19 protein-coding genes and 1 pseudogene are annotated in these 18407 nt (G+C 73.9%); 13 read left to right on the top strand and 7 right to left on the bottom strand.

Translation table 11 applies throughout. The features are described 5' to 3' along the window. Positions 1-34: 34 nt before the first annotated feature. The gene (locus JT723_RS21290; RefSeq protein ID WP_265934598.1) at positions 35-922 is read right to left on the bottom strand and encodes an RNA polymerase sigma-70 factor; all 888 of its coding nucleotides are present in this window, start codon (positions 920-922) and stop codon (positions 35-37) included. 267 nt (positions 923-1189) lie between these two features. Between JT723_RS21290 and JT723_RS21285 the strand changes: the two genes are divergently transcribed. Next, positions 1190-2650: an NCS2 family permease gene (locus JT723_RS21285; protein ID WP_205046314.1), complete on the top strand. Its 1461-nt coding sequence runs from the start codon at positions 1190-1192 to the stop codon at positions 2648-2650. 213 nt (positions 2651-2863) lie between these two features. On the opposite strand, the gene JT723_RS21280 is transcribed toward JT723_RS21285, so the two are convergent. Further along, a complete protein-coding gene (locus JT723_RS21280) occupies positions 2864-3787 on the bottom strand; it encodes an EamA family transporter (protein ID WP_205046334.1) in 924 nt (307 codons plus the stop codon). A 146-nt stretch (positions 3788-3933) separates the two neighbouring features. Between JT723_RS21280 and pdxR the strand changes: the two genes are divergently transcribed. From pdxR to JT723_RS21255, 5 genes are all read left to right on the top strand, one after another. Then, positions 3934-5421, top strand: a complete 1488-nt coding sequence (gene pdxR, locus JT723_RS21275; protein WP_205046313.1) for a MocR-like pyridoxine biosynthesis transcription factor PdxR — start codon at positions 3934-3936, stop codon at positions 5419-5421. Beyond that, the gene (locus JT723_RS21270) at positions 5418-5966 is read left to right on the top strand and encodes a GNAT family N-acetyltransferase (RefSeq protein ID WP_205046312.1); all 549 of its coding nucleotides are present in this window, start codon (positions 5418-5420) and stop codon (positions 5964-5966) included. The genes pdxR and JT723_RS21270 overlap by 4 nt, the downstream gene beginning before the upstream one ends. A gap of 57 nt (positions 5967-6023) precedes the next feature. Then, the gene (locus tag JT723_RS21265; RefSeq protein WP_205046311.1) at positions 6024-6818 is read left to right on the top strand and encodes an integrase; all 795 of its coding nucleotides are present in this window, start codon (positions 6024-6026) and stop codon (positions 6816-6818) included. Positions 6819-6979: 161 nt separating this feature from the next. Continuing rightward, positions 6980-8341, top strand: a complete 1362-nt coding sequence (locus JT723_RS21260; RefSeq protein WP_240165940.1) for a GNAT family N-acetyltransferase — start codon at positions 6980-6982, stop codon at positions 8339-8341. A gap of 107 nt (positions 8342-8448) precedes the next feature. Continuing rightward, complete coding sequence (locus JT723_RS21255) at positions 8449-8877, top strand: PPOX class F420-dependent oxidoreductase (RefSeq protein ID WP_251513895.1); 429 nt, start codon at positions 8449-8451, stop codon at positions 8875-8877. A 73-nt stretch (positions 8878-8950) separates the two neighbouring features. Here JT723_RS21255 and JT723_RS21250 read toward each other — a convergent pair whose 3' ends face one another. Next, positions 8951-9589 carry a TetR/AcrR family transcriptional regulator gene (locus tag JT723_RS21250; protein ID WP_251513892.1) on the bottom strand — a complete coding sequence of 213 codons (639 nt, stop codon included), beginning with the start codon at positions 9587-9589 and terminating at the stop codon, positions 8951-8953. A gap of 121 nt (positions 9590-9710) precedes the next feature. Between JT723_RS21250 and JT723_RS21245 the strand changes: the two are divergent. After that, positions 9711-10135, top strand: a pseudogene (locus JT723_RS21245) (NADPH-dependent FMN reductase). Then, positions 10132-11568: a DHA2 family efflux MFS transporter permease subunit gene (locus tag JT723_RS21240; protein WP_205046309.1), complete on the top strand. Its 1437-nt coding sequence runs from the start codon at positions 10132-10134 to the stop codon at positions 11566-11568. The pseudogene JT723_RS21245 and the gene JT723_RS21240 overlap by 4 nt, the downstream one beginning before the upstream one ends. An 80-nt stretch (positions 11569-11648) precedes the next feature. Here JT723_RS21240 and JT723_RS21235 read toward each other — a convergent pair whose 3' ends face one another. Then, complete coding sequence (locus JT723_RS21235) at positions 11649-12023, bottom strand: Gfo/Idh/MocA family protein (protein WP_205046308.1); 375 nt, start codon at positions 12021-12023, stop codon at positions 11649-11651. Between the two features lie 46 nt (positions 12024-12069). Between JT723_RS21235 and JT723_RS21230 the strand changes: the two genes are divergently transcribed. Then, entirely contained in the window at positions 12070-12717 is a 648-nt protein-coding gene (locus JT723_RS21230; protein WP_205046307.1) for a hypothetical protein, read from the top strand. Here the strand turns inward: JT723_RS21230 and JT723_RS21225 are convergent. Next, entirely contained in the window at positions 12654-13871 is a 1218-nt protein-coding gene (locus JT723_RS21225; protein ID WP_205046306.1) for a trans-sulfuration enzyme family protein, read from the bottom strand. The two genes, JT723_RS21230 and JT723_RS21225, sit on opposite strands and share 64 nt — an antisense overlap. 60 nt (positions 13872-13931) lie before the next feature. On the opposite strand from JT723_RS21225, the gene JT723_RS21220 reads away from it, so the two are divergent. The 3 genes from JT723_RS21220 to JT723_RS21210 all read left to right on the top strand — a co-directional run bounded on the left by JT723_RS21220 (position 13932) and on the right by JT723_RS21210 (position 16790). Beyond that, positions 13932-14405 carry an Lrp/AsnC family transcriptional regulator gene (locus tag JT723_RS21220; protein ID WP_205046305.1) on the top strand — a complete coding sequence of 158 codons (474 nt, stop codon included), beginning with the start codon at positions 13932-13934 and terminating at the stop codon, positions 14403-14405. A 90-nt stretch (positions 14406-14495) separates the two neighbouring features. Beyond that, entirely contained in the window at positions 14496-16184 is a 1689-nt protein-coding gene (locus JT723_RS21215) for a DUF885 domain-containing protein (protein ID WP_205046304.1), read from the top strand. A gap of 81 nt (positions 16185-16265) precedes the next feature. Beyond that, the gene (locus tag JT723_RS21210; RefSeq protein WP_205046303.1) at positions 16266-16790 is read left to right on the top strand and encodes a GNAT family N-acetyltransferase; all 525 of its coding nucleotides are present in this window, start codon (positions 16266-16268) and stop codon (positions 16788-16790) included. 4 nt (positions 16791-16794) lie between these two features. Here the strand turns inward: JT723_RS21210 and JT723_RS21205 are convergent, their stop codons facing one another. Next, on the bottom strand, positions 16795-17223 hold the full coding sequence (locus JT723_RS21205; protein ID WP_251513889.1) for a hypothetical protein: 429 nt from the start codon (positions 17221-17223) through the stop codon (positions 16795-16797). 121 nt (positions 17224-17344) lie between these two features. Beyond that, positions 17345-17860 carry a rhodanese-like domain-containing protein gene (locus JT723_RS21200; protein ID WP_205046302.1) on the bottom strand — a complete coding sequence of 172 codons (516 nt, stop codon included), beginning with the start codon at positions 17858-17860 and terminating at the stop codon, positions 17345-17347. 94 nt (positions 17861-17954) lie between these two features. On the opposite strand from JT723_RS21200, the gene JT723_RS21195 reads away from it, so the two are divergent. Further along, the gene (locus tag JT723_RS21195) at positions 17955-18401 is read left to right on the top strand and encodes an Lrp/AsnC family transcriptional regulator (RefSeq protein WP_205046301.1); all 447 of its coding nucleotides are present in this window, start codon (positions 17955-17957) and stop codon (positions 18399-18401) included. Positions 18402-18407 lie beyond the last annotated feature (6 nt).

Here is an 18407-nt window from a genome sequence, read left to right as displayed (position 1 = left end):
TAGACCGTTCTTCTTGCCGTGCCGTGATCGCGGGTCAGCGGATGCCGGTGAGCTTGCCGGGGTTGGTCAGCAGGTAGACGCAGGCGATCCGGCCGTCCCTGATCTCCAGCGACACCACGGTGTGCGGCCGGCCGTGCGAGGTGATGACGATCGCCGGCGACCCGTTGACCTCGCGGAAGGCGACGCCCATGGCGGGCGGTGTGTCGTCGGAGATGGCGTGCAGGAAGCGGCCGACGTCGGCCGCTGTCGCCAGGATGCGCAGCGGCGCCTTCTGCACTCCCCCGCCGTCGCCGATCAGCCGTACGTCGGGGGCGAGCAGCGCGAGCAGGCCTTCCAGGTCGCCGCCCGTGCAGGCGGCCAGGAAGCGCTCGGTGAGCCGGGCGCTGACCTCGGGGTCGGCGTCGAAGCGCTGCTCCCTGGCCTCCACATGGCGCCGGGCGCGCCCGGCGAGCTGGCGTACGGCGGGTTCTGCCCGGTCCAGGATCGCGGCGATCTCTCCGTAGGGGTAGCCGAAGGCCTCGCGCAGCACGAACACCGCGCGCTCCAGCGGGGTCAGGGACTCCAGCAGCACCAGCATCGCCAGCGACACCGTTTCGGCCAGCAGCACCCGGGACTCGGCGCCGGGCTCGCCGTCGGTGGTGAGCGGTTCCGGCAGCCACTCGCCGACGTAGGCCTCGTGCCGGGACTGGACGTGCCGCAGCCGGTCGATCGCCAGCCGCGTGGTGGTGCGCACCAGGAAGGCGCGCGGCTCGCGCACCCGGCTGCGGTCGGTGTCGGCCCAGCGCAGCCAGGCCTCCTGGACGACGTCCTCGGCGTCGGCGAAGCGGCCGAGCATGCGGTAGGCGACGCCGGTCATGACCGGCCGGTGCCGTTCGAAGGTCTCGGCGGCGGATACCGGCGCGGGACGGGTGTCGTCGCTCACCTGCCCATCCCACCGGAGGGCGGGGGCGCTGTCCAGCGGCGCGGCGGGGCACGGGCGCACCGGACGGCCGCATGCCGCGCGGCAGTCGATGCCGTATCGCCGCCGTCGCAAGTGTTGACCTGAGCATGGCTGAAACCCGACGGTGATACCGGGTAACGCCGCGGAAACCCGCCAGGACCCGCAGGCGAGGACAATCCGTGTGCCCCGCCCGCGGACCACCCGCCGGCGCAGGGCCGCAGCACCAGGTCGCACAACCAGAGGAGCACCATGCCAGGACCCGTCGTGGACACCGACAAGCCGGTGTCCGCACCGCCGCCCGGAGGCAAGGCGCTGGACCGCTACTTCCGCATATCGGAACGCGGTTCGACGCCCGGGCGGGAGATACGCGGAGGCTTCGCCACCTTCTTCACCATGGCGTACATCCTCGTGCTCAACCCGATCATCCTGTCCGGTGCGACGGACAAGTTCGGGCACCACCTGTCGACCACCCAACTGGTCACCGCCACCGCGCTGGTGGCCGCGGTGATGACCGCGGTCATGGGGGTGGGCGGCAACCTGCCGCTCGCGGTGGCCGCCGGGCTCGGCCTCAACGCCGTGGTCGCCTTCCAGCTCGCACCGAAGATGAGCTGGCCGGACGCCATGGGCCTGGTGGTCCTCGAAGGCCTGCTGATCTGCGTCCTGGTCGCCACCGGGCTGCGCGAGGCGATCATGAACGCCATCCCGCTGCCGATCAAGCAGGCGATCAGCGTCGGCATCGGACTGTTCATCGCCTTCATCGGCTTCATCGACGCCGGCTTCGCCAGCCGCATCCCCGACGCGGCCAAGACGACGGTCCCGGTGCAGCTCGGCGGCACCGGCACGCTCACCGGCTGGCCGGTGCTGGTCTTCTGCCTCGGGGTGCTGCTGACGGTCGCGCTGGTGGCCCGCCGGGTCAAGGGCGCGATCCTGATCAGCATCGTGGTGATGACGGTGGTGGCGATCGTCGTCAACGAGATCGCCGACCTGCCGGCCGCCGCGTGGGGGCTGACCGCGCCCAAGGTGCCCGACGACGTCGTGGCCACCCCGGACTTCGGGCTCATCGGCCACTTCAGCCTCTTCGGCGGCTTCTCAGAGGCGGGTGTGGTGACCGCCTCGCTGTTCGTCTTCACCCTGGTGCTGTCCGACTTCTTCGACGCCATGGGCACGATCGTCGGCATCTCCAGCGAGGCCGGGCTGCTCGACGACAAGGGCCGGGTGCCCAACATCGGCCGGGTGCTCTTCATCGACGGCGCCGCCGCCGTGGCGGGCGGTGCGGCCTCCGCGTCGTCCAACACCGCCTACGTCGAGTCCGCGGCCGGTGTCGGCGAGGGCGCGCGCACCGGGCTCGCCAGCGTCGTGACCGGCGCGCTCTTCGCGGTGGCACTGTTCCTGTCGCCGCTGGCGGCGGTGGTGCCCTCGCAGGCCGCGGCGCCCGCCCTGGTCGCGGTGGGCTTCCTGCTGATGGCGCAGGTGCGGAACATCGACTGGACCCAGTACGACATCGCGATCCCGGCCTTCCTGACCATCGCCGCGATGCCCTTCACCTACAGCATCACCAACGGCATCGGGGCGGGCTTCCTGTCCTTCGTCGCCATCAAGCTGGCGCTCGGCAAGGTGCGGGAGGTGCACCCGCTGGTGTGGGGTGTGTCGGTGTGCTTCCTGGCCTACTTCGCCATCGACCCGCTGCAGCAGCTGCTGAACGTGAAGTAGCCCCGGCCCGGGGGGTGCCCGGCCGCCCACCGCTTCCGCGCCGCGTCCGCCCGAGGAGGGGACAGGCAGACGCGGTGCGGCGGCGCCCCGACCGGGACGGGGGCGCCCGGTCGGGGCAGTTGGCCGGGCCGGTGCCGCGCACCGGCCCGTACTGAGACAACTCCCCCCATCCCACCGGAGTTCCCGCCTCGGGACAATTCCCCCGACACGATCTCAACGCCGCATCGCGACCGGCCGGGCCGCCCGCCCGGCCGGCTCCCCCGCCGGCGCCGGCCGCCTGATACCCGCCGGACGGCGGCGGCCGGCACCGACCGCGACCCCGGCGGCCACCAGGGCGCTGCCGGCGAGTTGGGCGGCGCCGAAGGTCCCGAGCGCGACCAGCGGCGCGGTCAGCGCGGCCGACACCGGGATCAGCCCGGAGAAGAGGGTGGCCCGCTCGGCGCCCAGCCGCTGCATCCCCGCGTACCAGAAGACGAAGCCGACGACGGTGGCCACCACCGCCTGCCAGCCCAGCGCCGACGCCTCCGCCGCGTCCGGCACCCGCAGCGCCGCCCGCCCGCCCCGGGCGACGCCCAGCACTGCGGCCTCCGCGGCGGCCAGCCCGCACACGGCCGCCGACAGCAGCAGCGGCCCGAGCGGCGCGACCAGGGGCGCGGCGAGCAGCGCGAAGCCGACCTCGCCGCCGAGCGCGGCCACCGACCACAGCAGCCCTGCGGTGTCCGTGCCGCCCCACCCCTGCACGACGAAGGCGCCCGCCGCGACCATGGCGGCGCCCGCGACGGCGGCCCTGCCCGGCCGCCGCCCCGCCGCGAGCGGTACCAGGACGGCGACCACGACCGGTGCGCAGCCCACGAGCACGCCGGGCACCGCGGGTTGGGCGGTGCGCTCGGCGGCCAGCACCGAGAGGTTGAAGCCGACCATGCCGACGGCTGCGACACCGGCCGCGAGCGCCCACTGCCGCGGCCGCAGCGCCCGCAGCCGCGCCCACCCCCCGGCCCGCCCCGCGGGAAACGCCAGCAGCAGGCACGCGAGCCCGTAGCGGACCGCCTGCCCGCCCGCGTGCGGGTAGTCCACCAGCGCACCGCCCGCGGTGAAGGACGCGCCGACCAGGACGCAGGCCAGGGCGGCGAAGAGCATCCCGGCGCGGTGCGAGGAGGAGAAGGAGGAAGTGGAGGAGGAGAAGGAGGAAGTGGAGGAGGAGGTGGAGGAAGTGGAGGAGCGTGCGGAGGAGGTCATGGGGCCACGCTAGGAAGGAAGAGTGGTCCGGTTTAAGGTCCAATCCCATGACGGTGAAGAGGACCAGTGAACCGGGAGCCCGGGGCGAGGCCGCCTGGGAGGTCCTGGTGGACGGCGGGCTCACGGGCGGGCGGGGCCGCGGGCGCGCCCTGCAAGGGGCCTTGCGGGAGGCGGTGCGCACCGGGCGGCTGGGCGCCGGGACGCAGCTGCCGTCGAGCCGGGAGCTGGCCGCCGACCTCCATGTCTCCCGGGGCCTGGTCACCGACGCGTATGCGCAGCTCACCGCCGAGGGCTATCTGACCAGCCGGCAGGGCGCGGGCACCTGGGTCGCTCAGGTCCGCGGCGAGCAGGACCCGCGGCCCGCGCCGGTCTTCGCGCCCGACGACCGCGGCGGCCCCGACGACCTGCGCCCCGGCCTGCCCGACCTGGCCCTCTTCCCGCGGGCGGCCTGGTCGGCCGCGCACCGCCGGGTGATGGCCAAGCTCCCGCACCGGGCGCTCGGCTACCCCGACCCGCGCGGCCTGCCGGAGCTGCGGGCCGCACTGGCCGCGCTGCTGGCCCGGCGCCGCGGGGTGGCGGCCGAGCCCGACCAGGTGGTGGTCACCTCGGGGGTGGCGCAGGCGCACACCCTGGTCGGCCTGGTCCTGCACGCCAGGGGGCAGCGCACCACCGCTGTCGAGGACCCGGGAAGCCCCGAGCACACCGCGCTGCTGGCCGCGACGGGCCTGGCCGCCGTGCCCGTACCGGTGGACGGGCAGGGGCTGTCGGTGGCGGCGCTGGCCGCCTGCGGGGCGCGGTCCGCGGTGGTCACGCCCTGCCACCAGTTCCCCTCGGGGGTCGCCTACTCGCCGGCGCGGCGGGCCGCGCTGGCCGACTGGGCGCGGGGCTGCGGCGGTGTGGTGGTCGAGGACGACTACGACGGCGACTTCCGCTACGACCGGCAGCCGGTGGGCGCCCTGCAGGGCCTCGCGCCCGGGCATGTCGTCTACACGGGCTCCGCGAGCAAGTCGCTGGCGCCCGGGCTGCGGCTGGGGTGGATGGTGGGTCCGCAGGACCTCGTCGCGGAGGCGGCGCAACGCAAGCGGACGATGGACCTGGGGCACTCGGTGACCGAGCAGGCCGCGCTCGCCGACTTCCTGCTGTCCGGCGCCTACGACCGCCATCTGCGGCGCTGCCAGCGGCTCTACAGGGCGCGCAGGGACGCGCTGGTGGCGGCGCTCGCGGAGCACGCGCCCGGCGCCGAGGTGAGCGGCATCGCGGCCGGGCTGCACGCGATCGTGACGCTGCCCGTGCGCTTCGGTCCCGAGCCGCGCCTCCTGGCCGCCGCGGCCGGGGCAGGAGTCGCGGTCCGCCCGCTGTCGTACTACCGGGCCGCACCCGGAGCGCCGGACGGCGACGACGGCCTGGTCCGGCTGGTGGTGGGCTACGCGCACCTGCCGCCGGAAGGCATCGCCAGAGCGGTGCGCCTCCTGCTGGGACACCCGGTGCGCCCTGCACGTAGATTGTCGGGCGAGACAAGGGAGGCCGGCAGATGACCGTCGAACTCACCGTCCCCGCGGGGGACGGCACACCGGGGCTGCTGCTGCGGCCGTGGGCGGCGGACGACGCGGAGGCGCTCGCGGCCGAGCACCGCGACCCGCGGATGCGGCGCTGGCTGATGAACACCCTCGACAGTGCCGACGACGCCGGCCGGTGGATCGCCTGGCAGACCGAGTCCTGGCAGGCCGGGCTGCGCTACAGCTTCGCGGTGGTCGAGCCCGACGCGGCACGCGTCGTGGGGCACGTGGCGGTCAAGCGCAAGGCCGCGCAGGACGCGTCCGGGGAGATCGGCTACTGGACGGCGGCAGCGGTACGCGGCCGGGGCATCGCACCGCTGGCGGTCGACGCGGTGACCCGGTGGGCGCTGGACGCCGGCTGCCCCGGGCTGACCCGGCTCGACCTGCTGCACGCCGTCGGCAATGCCGCCTCCTGCCGGGTGGCGGCCAAGTGCCGCTTCCCGCTGCTCGAGGAACTCGCCCCCCACCCGCCGAAGTTCCCCGAGGCGGGCCACCGCCACGTCCGCGAGCCCGGCGCCGGCTGACCGGCGCGGAAGAGCGGACACCTCGGAAGGACGGACACGCCGGAGGGCGGTAGGGGCATGCGAGTGGCGATGGCGAGCGCGGCCAAGCAGCCGGGCCGGCGCAACGAGGACTTCGCCGGGGCCACCCCGGCGGCGGCGGTACTGGTCGACGGAGCCGGCATCCCCGACTCCGAGCACACCTGCAGGCACGGCGTCGCCTGGTACGCCGACCAGCTCGGCGGCTGCCTGCTGGGCCTGCTGGCGCTCACGCCCGAGCGCGGCCTGACCTCCCTGCTCGCCGCTGCCATCGCGCAGGTGACCGGCCTTCACCGGGACACCTGCGACGTCACCGACCCGATCAGCCCCTCGGCGACGGTGGCGGTACTGCGCATCGCCGGCGGCGTCGCCGACTACCTGGTCCTCGGCGACTGCGTCGCGCTGCTCGACCTGGTGGGCGCGCCGCCGCTTGCCGTCCGCGACCTGCGCGAGGTGGTCGTCAGCGGGTCCTACGAGCCGGCGCTGCGGGCCGCGGGCCAGGACACCGCCGAACGCGGCCGCGTCCTGCGGGAGTTGCGCTCCCGCCGCAACCGTCCCGGGGGCTTCTGGGTGGCCAAGGACGACCCGCGGGCGGCGGACGAGGCGGTCACCGGAAGCCTGCCGCTGTCCGAGCTGGCCGGTGCCGCGCTGCTCAGCAACGGCGCCAGCCGCATCGAGGACCGCTTCCGGCTCGCCGACTGGCCCGAGGTCCTGGCCCTGCTGGCCGCGCACGGCCCCGGGGAGATCATCGACCGGGTCCGCGGTGCCGAGGCGGTGCACTCGGTGCCGCCGGACGACGCCACGGTCGCCTACTGCACCGGCCTCGCCGGGTCCTGAGTCCCCGCGCCACATCCGCGCAACCGCGGCCGTGGTCGGTTTCGCACCGGCAACAGACGGCAAAGACGTTGAAAAGGTAAGTTAACCGAGAAGATCCGTCCTTTACCGTCTGGTCACGGCATGTTCGTGATCACGCAACACCCGTTCGCCATTCTAGGCGTATGCCTCAAACGACTCCTGTGCCTCCTGTTCGGGCCGCAACCCGGCGCCGACACTGGGGCCGCGACCTCACGGAAGTGGCCGCGCTCTTCGCCGCGATGGCCACCGCCGACCTCATCGCCGACCTGGTGAACCACGGCCCGGACGGCGGGCTGCTGCTGATGACGTCGGCCGGCGCGCTGCTCGCCGCGGCGGGCACGCACCTGTGGTGGACCCGCCGCTCCGCGCGAGCCGCGGCCGTCGCCGTACCGGAGCCCGCGGCGGACACCGCGCAGGACGCCGAGCCCGCGCTGTGGCGGATGCGCACCACCGTACGGGACACCCCGGGCAGCCTCGGCGCGGTGTGCACGGCGCTGGCCGGCAGCCGGGTGGACATCGTCACACTCCAGACGCACCCGCTGGCCGAGGGCACCGTCGACGAGTTCCTGCTGCGCGCGCCCGCAGCGCTGCCGGCCGCGGCCCTCGTACTGACCGTCGCCGACGCCGGCGGCACCGACACCTGGCTGGAGCGGGCCGACGCGCACGACCTGGTCGACACACCGACCAGGATGCTCACCCTGGCCACCCGCACCGCGCTGGACGCGGCCGAACTCCCGCTGGCGCTGCGCCAGTTGTTCGGCCGCTGCACCATCAGGTCCACCCCGGCGCCGGCCGTGGGACCGGACGCGGCACCCGAGCAGGACGCCCTGCTCGACACGGTCATGCGGCTGCGCGACCCCTCCGGCGGCACGATCACCGTCGAACGCGACCACCTGCCCTTCACCCCGACCGAGTTCGCCCGGGCCCGCGCCCTGGTCGAGCTGGACGCCAGGCTCGGCGTGCGGATGCCGGAGAGCCGGCACGTGGTGACGCTGCCCGAGGGTAACGAACTGACGGTACGCCGGGCCGGCCCCGAGGACCGGGCCGCCGCCCTGGCCATGCACGAGCGCTGCTCCCCCGACACGCTGGCGCTGCGCTACCACGGGCCGGTCGAGGACGCCGACCGCTACCTCGGCCACCTGCTCAGCCCGCGCTTCGGCCAGTCGCTCGCCGTCGAGACCGCCTCCGGCCGCCTGGTGGCGCTCGGCCACCTCCTGTGGGACGGCGAGGAGAACGAGGTCGCGCTGCTGGTCGAGGACGGGTGGCAGCGACGCGGCATCGGGGCGGTGCTGCTGCGCAAACTGGTGGAACTGGCCTGCGAGGCCGGGCGCGGCAGCGTCTACGCGGTGACCCGCGCGACCAACACCGGGATGGTGGCCACGATGCGGGAGCTGTCGCTCCCGCTCGACTACCAGGTCGAGGACGGCACCCTCGTGATCACCGCCACCCTCCCGGCGTCCCAGCCGTCGGGCGCGAGCCTCCCGTGGGCGGCCGAGCACCACTGACCCGCCGCCCGCACGCCCGCAACCTGGTCACCCGGCCGCGGCCGGTAGCATGTGACTGCCCGTCAAGGACCGGCGCGAGGCCGGCCGACGTGCCCCACCCGCGGCAAGTGGAGACAGAACTGGCACTTTTCACCGAGCTGGAGATCGCCTACCTGCGGGAGCAGCCTCTCGGCAGACTGGCCACGGTGCGGCAGGACGGCGTCGTGCAGAACAACCCCGTCGGCTTCGCCTACAACCAGGCGCTGGAGACGATCGACATCGGCGGCCACAACATGGCCGCGAGCCAGAAGTTCCGCAATGTGGCGGCCGGTTCCACCGTGTCCCTCGTCGTGGACGACGTCATCTCGCTGGCCACCTTCCAGGTCCGCTGCCTGGAGATCCGCGGTGTCGCCGAGGCGCTGCCGGAGACCACGGACGCGGAGGGCCGGGCGCTCGGCCCCACCATCCGGATCCGTCCGCGCAGGATCCTCAGTTTCAACGTCGACCCGGACAACCCGGCGGCCGGACAGCGGACCGTGGCGGGCGAACAGGTCTGACCGGGCGGGAGGCCGGCGCGGCGGCCCGCGGCCGCCGCCGGCCCCCGTCACCCCGCGGCGCCCCGCCCTCGCCTCAGGGCCGGTAGCCGTGCAGGAAGGTGTGCACTCCCGCGGTGACCATGGCGGTGAGTTCCTTCTCGTTCCGCCGGTCGGCACCGTAGGGCAGGTTGTCGTTCGAGACCAGCAGCATGAGGTGGACAGCGGCCCGGTCCGGGTCGGGGATCCGCAGTGACCCGCGGTCGGCGATCCGCCCGAGCCGCTCGGCGAGTTCGCCTCGCACCCGGCGCGGTCCGGTCTCCCGCCACGCGTCGACCGCGGTCTGCGGGATGTGCTCCAGTTCTGCGTGGATCTGGCGCACCAGGGCGAAGTGCGGTGCGGCGGCCGAGTCCATCACCGCGACCCAGGCCGTCCCGAACTCGACGAGGTCGGCCTCCAGGTCGACGATTTTGCTCAGATGCCGGTCGATGATGGCGATCTGCGTGTCCGCCACCCGCCCGGAACTCTCCTGGATCACGGCCTCGAACAGCTGGGCCTTGTCCCTGAAGTGGTTGTAGATCGTGCGGCTCGACACTCCTGCCTCCGCCGCGATCCCGTCCAGGCTGGCACGTGTGTAGCCGTCCCTCGCGAACAGCGCCAGAGCCCCGGTGAGGATCGCCCGGCGCTTGTCCGGCTGGCCGCCCGCCGGGCGCAGGCCCTTCGTTTTCTCCGTCACGGTCCTTGATCCTATCGTGACTGCCGATCTGACTGCAACGCTCGTTGCAATGATAACAACGCTCGTTGTAGTCTGTGCAACGAGCGTTGCACCCGCGCGGACCACGGACGGAAGAGAGACCATGACCAAGATCGGGATCATCCTGGGCAGCACCCGCCCCGGCCGCCGGGGCCAGGCAGTAGCCGAATGGGTGAACGCGGTGGCCGCCAAGCAGGAAGGCGACGCGTGCCCGGGGCGCTGAAGAACGCGCTGGACTACCTGTACGCCGAGTGGAACAACAAGGCGGCCGGCTTCGTCGGCTACGGGCTGCACGGCGGCACCCGGTCGGTCGAGCAACTGCGGCTGATCCTGGCCGAGATGCAGGTCGCGACGGTGCGGTCGCAGGTCGTGCTGTCGATCTTCAACGACTTCGAGATCACCGACCCGACCCAGACCGGCACCTTCGTCCCCGGGCCGCACCACGAACCGACCCTGGTCGCGCTGCTGGGCAAGGTCGTCGCCTGGCCGAAGGCGCTCGCGCCGCTGCGCGACCCGGCACTGGCATGACCGGGGTCGAGACCAAGCCGGCCGCCGCCCGGCCCGAGATCAGCGCGGCGACCTGGCGGCTGGCCTGGGTGGTCGCCCTCGGGGCGTTCGCGAGCGGCCTCGACACCTCGTTGATCAACATCGCGCTGAAGACCATCCAGGACGAGTTCGACACCAGCCTCCGGGTCGCCCAGTGGGTCTCCAGCGGGTATCTGCTCGCCCTCGCGGTGTCCCTGCCGGGCTGCGCCTGGCTGGGCAGGCGGGTGGGGGTCGGCAGGCTGTGGCTCGGGGCGCTGGCCGCCTTCACCGTGATCTCGGCGCTGTGCGCGATGGCGCCGACGATGGAGATGCTCATCGGCCTGCGCGTCCTGCAGGGGCTCATCGCGGGGCTGCTCGTCCCGGCAGGCCAGACCATCCTCGGCCAGGCCGTCGGACCGGGCAAACTCGGCCGGGTGATGGCGCGGCTGGGTGTCGCGGTGGTGCTCGCCCCGGCGATCGGCCCCTTCCTCGGCGGCCTGATGCTGCACTCCCTGTCCTGGCGCTGGCTGTTCCTGATCAACGTGCCGATCGGCGCTGTCGCGCTGGCGCTGGGCCTGCGGTGGATCCCGCACGAGAAGGGCACCGCGACCACGCCCCTGGACTGGGCGGGGTTCTCCTACATCGGCATGGGCCTGCCCCTGGTGGTGCTCGGCATGACCGACTGGGGCTCGGACGGCTCCCCCAAGCCGCTGCCGGTGCTGCTGCCGCTCGGCCTCGGCGTGGCGGGGCTCGTCGTGTTCGTCCTGCACGCCACCCGCCGCAGGCACCCGCTCCTGGACATGAGCCTGTACCGCAGCCCCGGCTACTCCACCGCGAGCGTGGCGTTCATCTTCAACGGGGCGCTGACGTTCGGGTGCGCCCTGGTGTTCCCGCTGTACTTCCAGATGCTGCACGGGAACGGCGTGGTGGAGACCGGCCTCCAGATGCTCTCCATGGGGGCCGGCACCGGCATCATGCTCCCGCTCAGCGGGCGGCTCACCGACCGGTACGGCGGCGGCCCGATCTCGGTGCTGGGCACCGGGTGCGCTGTCGTGGCGACCACCAGCTTCTCCGTCATGGGAGCCGATCCGAGCCCGGCCCTGGTGCAGGCCCTGCTCTTCCTGCTCGGTATGGGGACGGGGATGGCCTCGACCCCGCTGGTGATCTCGGCCTTCGCCACGGTGCCGCGCGACCGGCTGCCGGAGGCCACCGCCCAGATCAACATCCTGGCCCGCCTCGGCGGGGCACTGGGCGCCGCGCTGTTCGCCGTGGTCCTCGCCCGGGGGCTGCTGGGCGGCACCCGCCACGCCTTCCACGTCGCCTTCCAGTGGCAGTGCGGCACCGCCTTCGCGGCCCTGGCCAACACCCTCTTCCTCTGGCTGACCCTGCACAGGTCAGGTGACGGCGGGACGCCGCAGGGCGGCCCGCACCACTGACCGCGCCGGCACGGCGCATGCCCCGCCCAGTTCGTACACCGAGCGGTATCCGGGGTCGAGGCCGAAGGCGAGCTGTGCGCTCACCCCGTCCGGAGTGCGCAGCAGCGCCGCGCCCGTGGTGTCCACCCGGTCCTGCCCGCCGTGCGAGAGGACGGCGGCGACGACCCCAGGTCGGGGCCGAGCAGATGCAGAGCGGCCCTGACCGGGTAGACCCCGGTGTCCCACAGGGCGCCCCCACCGAGCTGCGGCTCATGGCCGATGTCGCCCGCCGGACGCCGGGGCACGGTGAACTCCGCCCTGACGGAGCGGAGTTCACCGCTGACGCCGCCGGCGGCCGGCCGGCGCACCGTGGAGTGCTGCGGATGGTGGACGAACATCACGTTCTCCATCAGCACCTTCCCGCAGGAGCGGGCGAGCCCGAGCAGCGCGACCGTCTGGTCGTACCGGGTCGTCATCGGCAGCCGGATCGGCATGACAATCGGGCGAGCAGGAGTCGGGGGCATGTCCCAGCGTCATGAACTCGTCGGGAGCAGGAAGCCGCTCTGCGAGGGCGAGGCCTGCTCGAAGAACGGCACAGGACCGGGCCGCCGCCATGGCACGGTCCCCGGACTGCGCCTCTGCCCGGGGTGCAGGGAACAGCTCGTGACCGCACTGGCAGACCTGCCGGCGCTGTATACGGCGTGCGAGCGCGTACTGAGCGGCGGAATCTCCCGGCGCCCGCGGGAAACCAGGGCCGCAGGCCCCTCCCATGGGCTCCCGTTCAACGGGGCGGCGGCCGACGTCCGGGCGGAGATCGTGACGTGCCTCAGCTCGTGGAGCGGCCTCGTTGCGGACGGGCGGCACCTGACGGCCCCGCAGCGCTCCGTGCAGGTCCTTGCCGGCTTCCTCCACCGCAACGCCGACCGGCTGGCCGCCCATCCGGCGGTCGCCGAGGCGACGGAGGAGATCGCGCGGCTGACGAGGCGTGCCCGCCGGGTGGCGTACCCCGACCAGGCCGGCCGGCTGTGGAGCGCCCCCACCGGAACCGTCTACCGCCTCGCCAGCCAGCAGCGCCGGCGGCGGCGCAGCCGCGCGGGCCGCACCTACTACGCCGAATCCGACGTCCGGGTCTCCTTCAGCCGCCGGGCCGGGTTGTCCTCGGCCCCGTGACCGGGACCGGGGTCACCCGGGTCCGCCGAGGCCAGGGCCGTGTCGAGGTCGGCCCAGAGGTCCGCGGGATCCTCCAGGCCGACCGACATGCGGAGCAGCTGTTCGCTGACACCGCCGTCCGCGCGGGCGCCGGCGGGGACGACGCGGTGGCTGATGGAAGCCGGGTGCTGGATCAGCGTGTCGACGCTGCCGAGGCTGACCGCCGGGGTGATGAGGCGTACCCCGCCGATCACCGCGTGCGGGTCGCCGTGCACCTCGAAGGAGACCATCGCCCCGCCGATCCGCGGGTAGTGCACCGCGCTGACCCGCGGGTCGGCGGCCAGCCTGGCGGCCAGCTCTGCCGCGGTCGCGGACGCGGCCCGCATCCGTACCGGCAGTGTGGCCAGGCCGCGCAGCAGCAGGTACCCGGCCAGCGGGTGCAGCACCGCACCGGTGGCGAAGCGGACCTGCCGCAGCGCTCCGGCGAACTCCTCGTCGCAGGCCACGGCCCCGCCGAGGACGTCCCCGTGGCCGCCGAGGTACTTCGTGGCGCTGTGCAGGACGATCCTGGCGCCGGACTCGGCGGGGCGCTGCAGGACGGGGGTGGCGAAGGTGTTGTCGGCGAGCAGCGGCACCGAGCCGCAGTCGTGGGCGACGGCCCGCAGGTCGATCTCGGCGAGCGTGGGGTTGGCCGGGGTCTCGACGACGACCAGGCCGGTGTCGGGGCGTATCGCGTCGGCGATGCCCGCCGGGTCGGTCCAGGTCACCTCGGTGCCGAGCAGCCCGCTGCTGAGCAGGTGGTCGCTGGAGCCGTACAGCGGGCGTACGGCGACGACATGGCGCAGGCCGAGCGCGGACCTGGCCAGCAGGCAGGCGCTGAGCGCGGCCATGCCGCTGGCGAAGGCGACGGCGTCCTGGGTGCCCTCCAGGCGGGCGAGCGCGGTCTCGAAGCGGGCGGTGGTGGGGTTGTCGACCCGGGCGTAGATCGGCGGCCCGTCGAGGCGCGCCCCGGTGGCGGCGAAGGCGTCGATCCGCCGGGCCTCGTCCCTGCTGTCACGGGAGGGGTAGGTCGTGGACAGGTCGAGCGGTACGGCGTGCAGCCCGAGTGCCGCGAGGTCGTCGCGTCCGGCGTGCACCGCTTCGGTGGCCGGCGCCCTGCGCTGTGTGGTCTCCATGCGGTCAAGGCTGAACGCCCACCGCCGTCTTGGGGCCGGATCCCGTGCTATGTTCGCCCGATGTCCGATTCCGTCGCTCTCGATCCGGTCGATCTGCACATACTCCGCCTGCTGCAGAACGACGCCCGGACGACGTACCGGGACCTCGCGGCGGCGGTCGGCGTGGCGCCGTCGACGTGCCTGGACCGGGTGGCCAGGCTGCGCCGCAGCGGGGTGATCCTGGGGCAGCAGCTGCGGCTTGACCCGGCCAAGCTGGGGCGCGGCTTGGAGGCGATGCTGCTGGTGCAGGTGCGGCCGCACCGCAGGGACCTCATCGACCCGTTCGTGGAGCGCATCCGCGGGCTGCCGGAGACCCGGGCGCTGTTCCACCTGACCGGGCCCGACGACTTCCTGGTGCAGGTGGCCGTGACCGGGACCGGTGACCTGCAGCGGCTGGTGGTGGACGAGTTCACCGCGCGCCCCGAGGTGGCCAGGGTGGAGACCCGGCTGATCTTCCAGCAGTGGGACTGCGGCCCCCTGCTGCCGCCCGGCTGACCTCGGCGAACGGGCCGCGACACGCCGGTGTCAGGGGCGAACGTCACAATGATGGTGACGCGGCGCCCGGTCTCGTACGAGGATGGCCGCATGTCCACTCTCACCAGCTCCTCGCTCCCCCGCCAGGTGGCCGACGCCTACGTCGACGACCTGGTCGCTCTCGACCCGCTGCTGGGCACCTACCTCGGTGTCCGCGACTCGGCCCGGCGGCTGCCCGACTTCTCGCCGGCCGGTGCCGACGCGCTGGCCGCGCTGGCCCGCAGCACCCTGAACCGGCTCGCCGAGGCCGAGGCGGTGCCCGGCGGGGACAGCGACGCCGAGCGGCGCTGCGCCCGGCTGCTGCGCGAGCGGCTCACGGCGGAACTGGCGGTGCACGCGGCGGCCGAGCACCTGCGGGCGGTGAGCAACATCTTCACGCCCGCGCACAACATCCGCGACGTCTTCTCGCTGATGCCGAACGAGTCCGCCGAGGACTTCGCGGACATCGCAGGACGGCTGCGTGCCGTGCCGGCCGCGCTGGCCGGCTACCGCGCGTCGCTGGCCGAGGGCCTGGCGCGCAACCTGCCCGGCGGGCCGCGGCAGGCCGAGACGATGGTGCGGCAGCTCGGCGAGTGGACCGGCGCCGACGGCTCGGGCAGCTGGTTCGCCAGCCTGGTCGCCGACGGGCCGCAGGAGCTGCGCGAGGAGCTGGACGGGGCCGCGGCGGAGGCCACCGCGGCCTTCACCGAGCTGCGCGACTGGCTGCGCGACGTCTACGCCCCCGGGATCGCGGGCGCTCCCGAGACGGTGGGCCGCGAGCGGTACGCGACCTGGTCGCGAATGTGGAACGGCACCGACCTGGACCTGGACGAGGCCTACGCGTACGGCTGGTCGGAATACCACCGGCTGCACGGCGAGATGGTCGCGGAGGCGGCCAAGATCCTGCCGGGCAAGGACCCGTGGGAGGTGCTGGCGCACCTCGACGAGCACGGCCAGGCCATCGAGGGCGTGGACGAGGTGCGCGACTGGCTCCAGGCGCTGATGGACGAGGCCATCGAGGCGCTGGACGGCACGCACTTCGACCTGGCCGACCGGGTCAAGAAGGTCGAGGCGCGGATCGCCCCGCCCGGGGGCGCGGCGGCGCCGTACTACACCTCGCCGTCGGAGGACTTCTCCCGGCCCGGGCGCACCTGGCTGCCCACGATGGGGCGCACCCGCTTCCCGGTCTTCGACCTGGTCTCGACCTGGTATCACGAGGGTGTCCCCGGACACCACCTGCAGCTCGCCCAGTGGGTGCACGTGGCGGGCGACCTGTCGCGCTACCAGGCCAACGTCGGCCTGGTCAGCGCCAATGCCGAGGGCTGGGCGCTGTACGCCGAGCGGCTGATGGACGAGCTGGGCTTCCTGTCCGACCCCGAGCGCCGGCTGGGCTACCTGGACGCGCAGATGATGCGGGCGGTGCGGGTGATCATCGACATCGGCATGCACGCGGGCCTGGAGATCCCCGCGGACTCGCCCTTCCACCCCGGTGAGGTGTGGACCCCCGAGCTGGCACGGGAGTTCTTCGGCCGGCACAGCGGCAGGCAGCCGGAGTTCATCGACAGCGAGGTGACCCGCTACCTGGGCATCCCCGGCCAGGCGATCGGCTACAAGCTGGGCGAACGCGCCTGGCTGCTGGGCCGGGAGGCCGCGCGCACCGCGCACGGCGATGCCTTCGACGCGAAGGCCTGGCACATGGCTGCGCTCTCGCTGGGCTCGCTCGGACTGGACGACCTGGTCGCGGAGATCTCCGCGCTGTAGCACCCGCCGCGCCGCGCCCGGGTGGGCGCGGCGCGGTTCCCCCTCCACTCCTGCGCATTCCCGACAAGGCGGTACGGCTGGATGACCCTGCACGCTTCCCTCGACGGCGGACGACTGGTCCTGACCCAGGGCCGGTTGACGCTGCGCGAGCAACTGCCGCAGGACGCAGCGCAGTTGGCGGACGGCAAACCGGCCGGGCTGCGCTGGATCGACGAGGTGCCCGGCGAGGGCACGATAGGTGCGGCCTCGATGACGGTCGCGGCGGCCGCCGCCGGGCTCTACCGGCCCGGCTGGGGCGTCTTCGCGATCCAGCGCACCCTGGACGGCACCGCGCTGGGCGGCGCCGGCTTCCACGGGCCGCCGGACGCCGGCGCCGTGGAGATCGGCTACGACCTGTCGGCGTCGGGCCGCGGCGCCGGATGGGCCACGGACGCGGCGCGCGCGCTGTGCCAGTGGGCGCTGGGCCAGCCCGAGGTGGACATGGTGCTGGCCACGACGGAGCCGGCGAACTCCGCCTCCCAGGCGGTCCTCACCCGGGTCGGCTTCCGCCGGGTCGCCGACCGCGGCGAGCTGTGGGCGTACGAGCTGCGCCGCCTGCCGACCTGAACGGTCAGGCGGCGGAGCCGCGCCCGAGCATCCACCGCCAGCGGCGGAACTGCAGGGCGCAGGCGACCACCGACAGGGCGACGACCACGTAGGCCGCGGCCGGCGGCCATGCGGCGAAGGCGGCGGTGCAGGCGGCGGCCGGCTGGAGCAGTTCGAGGGCTATCGCCGGCCGGGCGGTGATCGCGACCGGCGGGCTGTGCTTCTTGGCAGCCGGCATCCCGAAGGCCGTGGGCAGGCCGATCAGCAGTACGACGGACAGCAGGGCGAGCACGACCGAGTGGCTCCACAGCGCCCAGGGGGCGCCGGCCCAGGCGACGATCTCCACCAGGAAGCGCGGCACGGAAGCGCTCAGCGTGTCCTCCGCGACGGCCGCCCGGGTGGCGGGTGCCTGCTCGTGCGCCGGCGCCGGCACGGGGGCTTGTGTGTCCGACACCGCGTACTCCGCTTCTGTCCGCCTCGCCGGGCACCTGTCCGGTGCCCGTGGCGTGATCAGTACACCGGGCCGGACGGTGATCGGTCCAGCCCGGTGGCGGTTCCGCGTCCCGCGAGGGCTGTCAGCAGCCGCAGTCGTCGGCGGCGAGCGGGGCGGTCAGCGGGTCGGGGTCGCGGCGGGCCGGGCCGTCGGCGGTCTCGTAGCCGAAGCCCTCGCGGATCCAGTACTCCATGCCGCCGAGCATCTCCTTGACCTGATAGCCGAGGCCGGCCAGCAGGGCGGCGGCGCGCGTCGCGCCGTTGCAGCCGGGTCCCCAGCAGTGCACGACGACCGGGACGCCGCGGTCGAGGAAGGCGCCGGCGAGTTGGGGGATCTGCGCGGTGGGCAGGTGGACCGCGCCGGGGATGTGGCCCTGGTCCCAGGCCTCGGTGCTGCGGGTGTCGACCAGGACGAAACCGGGCTCCGTGCCCGATTCCGCGGCCTGCAGCGCCGCGGCGACGTCCGAGACGTCGGTGTGGAATGCCAGGCTGGCCGTGAAGTAGGCGGCGGCCTCGGCGGGAGTGGCCGGGGGCACCCGCAGGACGGCGTTGACGCTGGCCGGAGCGGGTGCGGCGGGTGCGGCGAGGTGCGTTGTCATACCGCAGAATCTACGGTCGGCCGCGGCGGCCCGGAAGGGGAGATCCCCGGGGTTCGGCTTGATCCGCCGGGCTTTCCCCTGGTATCTGTCGGGGATGACCGCGTATTCCCTGGACGCCACCGACTGGCGGCTGCTTGAGGCCCTGCAGAGGGACGGCCGCGCCAGTTACGCCGAGCTGGCCCGTACCGTCGCCATGTCGCCGAGCGCCGTCACCGAGCGGGTGCGGCGGCTGGAGGAGGCCGGGGTGATCAGCGGCTATTCGGCGGTGATCGACCACGAGCGGATCGGCCTGCCCATCCTGGCGCTGGTCAGGCTGCGCTATCCGCACGGCAACTACAAGCCCTTCCACGACCTGCTGGCCGCCACCCCCGAGGTGCTGGAAGCGCACCACGTCACCGGCGACGACTGCTTCGTGATGAAGGTGGCCGCCCGCTCGATGCGGCACCTGGAGGAGACCACGGGACGGATCTCCGGGCTCGGCGCGGTCACCACCAGCATCGTCTACTCCTCGCCGCTGGAGCGCCGCCCGCTGGTGCTGTGAGGGCGG

Source organism: Actinacidiphila bryophytorum, assembly GCF_016916835.1.
Classification (GTDB): domain Bacteria; phylum Actinomycetota; class Actinomycetes; order Streptomycetales; family Streptomycetaceae; genus Actinacidiphila; species Actinacidiphila bryophytorum.
The sequence above is the reverse complement of the archived record's forward strand: the minus strand, read 5'-3'. Positions and strand labels throughout refer to the sequence as shown.